This window comes from Geobacillus proteiniphilus, from assembly GCF_001908025.1.
In the GTDB taxonomy this organism is placed as follows: Bacteria; Bacillota; Bacilli; order Bacillales; family Anoxybacillaceae; genus Geobacillus; species Geobacillus proteiniphilus.
In genome coordinates this window covers 48,221-55,069 of sequence record NZ_MQMG01000018.1, presented here as the reverse complement: position 1 = coordinate 55,069, position 6,849 = coordinate 48,221, and the positions used below count along the sequence as shown (strand labels likewise).

Sequence of the window (6,849 nt, the reverse complement as noted above, 5' to 3'; positions counted from 1 at the left end):
GTTTTTATGATCGAAAAGAGTATTGCTGTTACGTTGTCACAGTAGTGTTGGAGCTTGGAGCGAATTGGACAATTTCGAGCACAACCGGGGTGTTAGCTGGAATCGAGCCGCTTCCGGTCGGGACGGTAATGGACAGTGACCCGACGCCGGTAGCTCCTGGAGTGTACGTCGATATCCCTTCCATTTGCAAAACGCCGTTAATGTACACGTTAAAGTAGCTATTGTTAGTTGCCAATGCTGGCAACTCTGTCGCTTGGCTGCCGTCGTCTTGCAAAAAGCTGGCTGCGTCGATCGTTAAGGTTGCTCCTTCTGCTATTTCAGCTGTTGTGATGTAAAAAAATCTTGCGACGTCTGGTGCAACCTCTGTCGTGGTAGTAGCGGCGACAAACAATTTAATTAATTGTAAAGCCATACAATCTCCCCTTCTCCATTTTGTGTTTAACATGCTGTGGCCCCGAAGCTGAGCCAATTATCATCCGTTCTTTTTAGTATCTGGAACTCTGTTGGCAATCAGCCGGTGCCATAGGTTCATTTTATTGTATGGATTAATTACAGAGGATGGCTCGGCGATTGCCGCAATGGGAGAAAAATGATGTTTTTGCCCTGCTATACCAGCCTGTTTTACCAGTGAATTTGAATATGAAACAAACATTTTAAACGAATTTGGTCGTTTTATGATCCTGTTATAATAGACGGAATTAAGTGGAATATAGTGATTTTTTACTACCGTTCATTAACCTGCCATTTTGTTTGCTATTCACTTTGGAGATGGGAGGTGAATATACTAATGCAGAATATCTTGCGGAGTGAAATGATCACGAAACAATATGGTGTGTTTGGGTGAGCAAACGAATGAAACGGACATCTTCAGCAGCAAAACATGTGATCGCTGCTTCCAAAGTATACGATTGGACCCATGCTGTACTGACCATTCCTCTCCGTGTGGCGCTCCACTTCCCTCCGCGTGTCTTGCAGGCGGAAACGTACCAGTATAACACCATATCAGACGGAGTGAAAACCGTCTATACAGACGACGATGAACTGAGAGAGTACGGCGACCGCGGTATTTTAGATCCGAAACATGTATCATGGATCAACTTGTTTATTAATGGGGTGCTGCAACCGGAAAAACTGTATGAGGTGGAAAAAGGGAAGCTGACATTGAAGACGGCCGAGCCTCCGCCAAAAGGTGCGCCGATTATTCTTCAATTTATTACAATTAAATCGGGTTTCTAATTTTCTTTACGTCTGCGCATTCGCTTTTCAGAACATGTTCCCGAATCCAAGCAAAGCCTTTGGAGTCCATCCTCCAGGGCTTTATTCGTCATTGCTGAAATGTTGCCGAAGCTTGAGGCATCATTTTTTGGCCGTCAGGAAAAGGTGAATAGGGAAGCACAGCAGTCATCTTCATTGATTTTTGCACCGGAAGTATAGTATGCTGATAGCACAGCGACTATAGGGTGGAGGGATGATGGCCATGTCGATGGCGTATGAAGAATATATGCGCCAGCTCGTGCAGCCGATGCGGGATGAACTCGTCCGCGCCGGCTTCCGCGAATTGCGCACGAGCGAGGAAGTCGAGCAGTTTATGGAACAAGTGGAAGGAACGACGTTTGTCTTTGTCAACTCGGTGTGCGGCTGCGCCGCTGGATTGGCGCGCCCGGCGGCGACGCAGGCGGTGCTGCGGAGCGAGAAAAAGCCGGATCATTTCGTCACCGTATTTGCCGGCCAAGATAAAGAAGCGACGGCGAAAATGCGCGAATACTTTGTCGGCTATCCGCCGTCTTCGCCGTCGATGGCGCTCTTAAAAGGAAAAGAAGTCGTTCACTTCATTCCGCGCGAAGACATCGAGTTTCACTCGATGGAGGACGTGATGGAAAATATTTTGGCTGCGTTTGACAAATATTGCGGCTGATGCGGTGCGAGCGAGGAGCAAACTGCTTTTGTTCCGCATACAACGGCGCGTTGGCGGGAACGATAAGGGCGGAGGTGATCGGCGTGCCGAAGCGGAAAAAAGATCGTTCGAAAACGGGCGTCAGCGCCCCAGATGTTCGAGGGCAAGGCACGACGGAGACGGAGACAGGCGCGTTCGAGCTTGACTCTGCCCGCAAAAAAACAAAAATCGATTAAAAAGGAGCTCCCGATGCGGGGCTCCTTTTGTCGTTTTCACGCGCAAACTCCCTTCGCATCCAACAGAATGCCAAGGGAGCTGGATGGATCGCCAAGAGCGTTTAGGCGTTGGCGATACAACTATAAATAAAGTAAAGCAATGTAATGAGGCTGGCCGCAAAAAAGATCGTGTTCATGTTTCATTTTTCCCGCCTTTCTGTCTATATTTTCGCTGAGAATCTATGATACACTATTCATGTGAACTACCCCCACTTCGCTTTGCTTGAAGTGGGAGCTTCTCAGTTCCACGACGAAAGCATTCTTTCGTCTCCCTGAGCGTGACTTCGGGTCGTCCCAACCCTAGGCATCCGACGATTCGGAGTTCTTTCGCGCCTTGGATATTTTACGCATGGAAGGCTTTGCTTGGTTTTCGCATTGGATATTCTCCATGCAACCCCCTATATCCAGTTCACAAAGAACATGATATACCTTGATTTTATCATGTGTTTTGGCTGACGCCAACCGACATCCATTTGCCGCTGATCGCTGGGCTGCGACCTTCACGCGGTTGAAGCGGGTGTCTTCTTTCGGAACTATGATAAAAGTATATACCAACAAAAGCAAAAAGAAAATGCCGTCTTTGTCTTGCAAAAGGAGAGGAAGAACCGTGAAAAAAGCGAAACGAATGAACGCGTTTTCGGCATCGATTTTCGCCGAGTTGACGGCGTATCGGCAAAAGCAGCGCCATCTTCATGACGAGTGGATCGACTTGAGCGTTGGCAGCCCGGATTTGCCTCCGGCGCCGTTTGTGCGTGAGGCGATCGCCCGCTACGCCAACGAGCCGAATGCGTACGGCTACACATTAAAGGGCATTCGCGAGTTTCATGAAGCGGTCGCCGATTATTATCGGACGGCGCATGGCGTCGTGCTCGATCCAGAGACGGAAGTGACGTACGTGATCGGGTCACAAGACGGGCTCGTTCATTTGCCGATGGTGTTCGCCGACCCGGGGGATGTCATTCTATTGCCGGATCCCGGGTATCCGGCGTATGCGGCGGGGGTGGCGATGGCGGAAGCGGTGCCGTATTTTCTGCCGCTGAGGGAGGAAAACAGCTTTTTGCCGGATTTGCGTGCGATCCCGGAGGACATCGCCAAACGGACGACGATCATGTTTATCAACTTCCCTGGAAATCCGGTTCCAGCTGTAGCGACAGAATCATTTTATCGCGAAGTGGTCGAGTTTGCGAAGCGGTACGATATCCTCGTTGTTTCCGATTTTGCTTACGGCGAGCTGTATTATGACGGAAACAAACCGGTGAGTTTTCTTTCTGTTCCAGGCGCAAAGGACGTTGGCGTGGAGATCAATTCGTTGTCAAAAAGCTACAACATGGCCGGCTGCCGGGTCGGCTACTTGTGCGGAAATGCCGAGGTGATTCGTGCGTTTGCCGAGTTTAAGTCGAATTTGGACTACGGCATTTTTTGGCCGCTGCAAAAAGCGGCCGCGGAAGTGCTCCGCCATGGCGCCGGCTTTTGCGCTGAGAGCCGCATGATTTATCAAGCGCGCCGCGATGCGCTCGTGGATGGACTCGCTGACATCGGTTGGACGGTTGACCGTCCGCAAGCCGGCATGTTCGTGTGGGCAAAAATTCCGGACGGCTTTACATCGCTTTCGTTTGCGAAGGCGCTGATCGACCAAGCCGGCGTCGTCGTGACGCCTGGGCACGCGTTCGGGCCGAGCGGCGAAGGCTACGTGCGCATCGCCCTTGTGCAGCCGGAAAACGTTTTGCGCCTGGCAGTCGAGAAACTCAAGGCAACCGGCTTGTTCGCGTCTCCGGCCGCTGATCGGCGGTAGCGGGAGGTGAAGACGATGAAGCTGCCGTCTTGGCTTCGAAAAACGCTTGTTGCTGCCATTACGGTTTGCACGTTTGGACTTGTCACACCGCCCGCTTCGCTGCTCGCGGCCAAAGAGCCGCCGTCAGATGATGCATCGTCTTCCGATTGGCAGCACAGTCCGGCAAGTCCTGCCGCGGAAGCTGTTTCGTTGACGCGAGCTCAATTCATTGAGCGGACGATGGAAAAGGCAGTTGTCCAGTCCTATGAAAAGTTCGGCCGCAAAATCGCTCCGGTCATTGAAGATGAGTTTCGCGCCGTCATTTTGCCGCGCATTGAAGAAGTGATCGCCGAGCTTGCCGCGCGCTATCCGGAGGAGGAGCTTCGCTATTTGGCCGTGTCAGAGAACCCGTCCGGCGGGCTCGGGGAGCGCATTTTTCATTTGTATCGGGCGGATACGGGAGAGGATTTGATCCGCTTTCACGTCCGCCGCGAGCATCCGCCGCAAGACGGATATTGGTTTCAGTTTCACTATCATACATGCGATGATGGGTTTCAAGCCCATCATGAACTCGGGAAAATCTACTGGTCAAAAAATACGCCGCCGAACTGGCGTACATAATCGCCTGCGGCGTTTTCCTGATTTTGCGCGTTTTTCCCCGCTTCGTTCTATGATATGATTTTCATAGATTGAAAGAAGCGGGGGAACCACGATGAAACGGCTACTCACTAGCTTGCTGGCGGCGCTGTTCGCCATTCCCCTTCTGTCGTTCTCGCCGTATCCGGCTGCCCATGGCGTGCTGCTTGAAGAAAGCAGCCTTGGCCTTAGGGGTGTTCCGTCTCATGATGTGCTTGGCCGCATCATCATCGTGCCGGAGACGGAGTTTTCCGCCTCTGAAGCGAATGAAACGATCCGGACGCTCGCCCGCATTGATCGCACGATTTTAGAGCAGGCGGCAGATCACCATATTTACATCCAACTGTTAACCGGCCCGATCACCGATGAGCCGACGGCCCGCCATTTGCGCGGAAAAACGCCGCGCGGTTATATGCCGGGTTCGAAAACATGGGATGACGTGCCGGGCATCGGCGGGTCGCATTTAGTGCTTGTCCGCCTCGGCCATAGCGAAAAAGGAAAAGGGCATGGCTCGGTCAATTTGGAGCTGCATGAGTTTGCTCATTCGCTCGATTACATTGTATTTGACCGCATTCATGAAACGGACGAATTTCAAGCGATTTGGCGGGAGGAGGCGCCGCGGCTCTTTCCTGGCGAATATTATTTTTTGACCTATCCGGAAGAGTATTTTGCCGAGGCGTTTGCCTATTATTATGCAAGCGAAGAGACGCGGCAAACGTTGCGGGCGGCAGCGCCGAGAACATATGCGTTGATCCGCGGATTGGCGGAACGGGCCTCGTAAAAGGCTCGTTTTTTTATGGACAAGTGGTTCACCATGCGTTGCTTTATGATATGATAGAGCGTGAGGTGAGAACATTGCGGCAATATTTGCAGTTATTGGAGGATATTTTAGAAAACGGCGTCGAAAAAGAGGACCGCACGGGCGTCGGCACGCTGTCGGTGTTCGGCCGCCAGCTCCGCTTCAACTTGCAAGATGGATTTCCGCTCGTGACAACGAAAAAATTGCATATTCGCTCCATCATTTATGAACTGCTTTGGTTTTTAAAAGGCGATACGAACGTCCGCTATTTGCAGGAGAATGGCGTGACGATTTGGGACGAGTGGGCGGATGAAAACGGCGACCTCGGCCCGATTTACGGCGCGCAATGGCGCTCATGGAAAGGGGCGGACGGGAAAACAATCGACCAGATCGCCTGGGTCGTCGAGGAGATCAAACGAAATCCGAATTCACGCCGGCTGCTTGTGAGCGCTTGGAACGTGGCGGAATTGGACGAGATGAAGCTGCCGCCGTGCCATTATGCATTTCAGTTTTATGTCGCGAACGGTCGGTTGTCGTGCATGTGGCAGCAGCGCTCCGTTGATACGTTTTTAGGGCTGCCGTTTAATATTGCCAGCTATGCGCTCTTGACGCATATGATCGCCCAGCAGTGCGACCTCGATGTCGGCGAACTCATTTTCACCGGCGGCGACGTCCATTTGTACAAAAACCATCTTGAGCAAGCGAAACTGCAGCTGACGCGCGAGCCGCGCCCGCTGCCGAAGCTCGTGATCAAACGGAAGCCGTCGTCCATTTTCGACTACGAATACGACGATTTCGAGATCGTCGGCTATGACCCGCATCCGGCGATTAAAGCGCCGGTAGCCGTGTAAAGGAGAGGGGCGGCATGATTTCGCACATTGTGGCGATGGATGAAAACCGGGTGATCGGCAAAGACAACCGCTTGCCTTGGCATTTGCCGGCCGATTTGGCATATTTTAAACGGGTGACGATGGGCCATGCCATCGTGATGGGGCGCAAAACGTTTGAAGCGATCGGCCGCCCGCTTCCTGGGCGGGAAAACGTCGTCGTCACGCGCAACCGCTCGTTTCGCCCGGAAGGCTGCCTTGTGCTTCATTCGCTTGAGGAAGTAAAGCAATGGATCGCTGCTCGCGCCGATGAAGTGTTTATCATCGGCGGGGCTGAATTGTTTGAAGTGACGATGCCCATCGCTGATCGGCTGTATGTGACGAAAATTTTTGCTTCCTTCCCCGGCGATACGTTTTATCCCCCTATTTTGGAAGATGAGTGGGACATCGTTTCCTATACGCCGGGGGTGAAAGACGAAAGAAATCCGTATGAACACGCCTTTCTCATTTACGAGCGGAAAGAGACAAAATAGGCACATATCGTACGTTGGCATGAACGTGCGTTTGCAGCTGGCGTACGGAAAGTTGAAGAAGGCGTCCCAAAAACATGGGACGTCTTTTTTAGTCGGGATACGAACGTTTTGAAA

General features: G+C 51.9%; 9 protein-coding genes. 8 read left to right on the top strand and 1 reads right to left on the bottom strand.

All coding sequences use genetic code 11. From position 1 onward, the window contains the following. Nucleotides 1–28: 28 nt before the first annotated feature. Nucleotides 29–412: a DUF4183 domain-containing protein gene (locus BRO54_RS08170; RefSeq protein WP_013145290.1), complete on the bottom strand. Its 384-nt coding sequence runs from the start codon at nt 410–412 to the stop codon at nt 29–31. Nucleotides 413–852: 440 nt separating this feature from the next. Here BRO54_RS08170 and BRO54_RS08165 point away from each other — a divergent pair, with 440 nt between their 5' ends. The 8 genes from BRO54_RS08165 (at nt 853) to BRO54_RS08130 (ending at nt 6,735) form a co-directional block, all read left to right on the top strand. Further along, nucleotides 853–1,236, top strand: a complete 384-nt coding sequence (locus BRO54_RS08165; RefSeq protein WP_013145291.1) for a DUF4183 domain-containing protein — start codon at nt 853–855, stop codon at nt 1,234–1,236. A gap of 241 nt (nt 1,237–1,477) precedes the next feature. After that, nucleotides 1,478–1,915: a BrxA/BrxB family bacilliredoxin gene (locus BRO54_RS08160; RefSeq protein ID WP_074043654.1), complete on the top strand. Its 438-nt coding sequence runs from the start codon at nt 1,478–1,480 to the stop codon at nt 1,913–1,915. An 83-nt stretch (nt 1,916–1,998) separates the two neighbouring features. Next, complete coding sequence (locus BRO54_RS08155) at nt 1,999–2,130, top strand: YuzL family protein (protein WP_011231272.1); 132 nt, start codon at nt 1,999–2,001, stop codon at nt 2,128–2,130. A gap of 610 nt (nt 2,131–2,740) precedes the next feature. Continuing rightward, nucleotides 2,741–3,961: an LL-diaminopimelate aminotransferase gene (locus BRO54_RS08150; protein WP_074043653.1), complete on the top strand. Its 1,221-nt coding sequence runs from the start codon at nt 2,741–2,743 to the stop codon at nt 3,959–3,961. A gap of 21 nt (nt 3,962–3,982) precedes the next feature. Continuing rightward, a complete protein-coding gene (locus BRO54_RS08145; protein ID WP_176202420.1) occupies nt 3,983–4,561 on the top strand; it encodes a YpjP family protein in 579 nt (192 codons plus the stop codon). Between the two features lie 91 nt (nt 4,562–4,652). Then, nucleotides 4,653–5,357 (top strand): anthrax toxin lethal factor-related metalloendopeptidase, encoded by a 705-nt coding sequence (locus BRO54_RS08140; RefSeq protein WP_074043650.1) that lies wholly within the window; start codon nt 4,653–4,655, stop codon nt 5,355–5,357. Between the two features lie 74 nt (nt 5,358–5,431). After that, nucleotides 5,432–6,226, top strand: coding sequence for a thymidylate synthase (thyA, locus tag BRO54_RS08135; RefSeq protein ID WP_074043649.1), 795 nt, complete (start codon nt 5,432–5,434; stop codon nt 6,224–6,226). A gap of 14 nt (nt 6,227–6,240) precedes the next feature. Beyond that, entirely contained in the window at nt 6,241–6,735 is a 495-nt protein-coding gene (locus BRO54_RS08130; protein WP_074043648.1) for a dihydrofolate reductase, read from the top strand. The last annotated feature ends 114 nt before the right edge of the window (nt 6,736–6,849 follow it).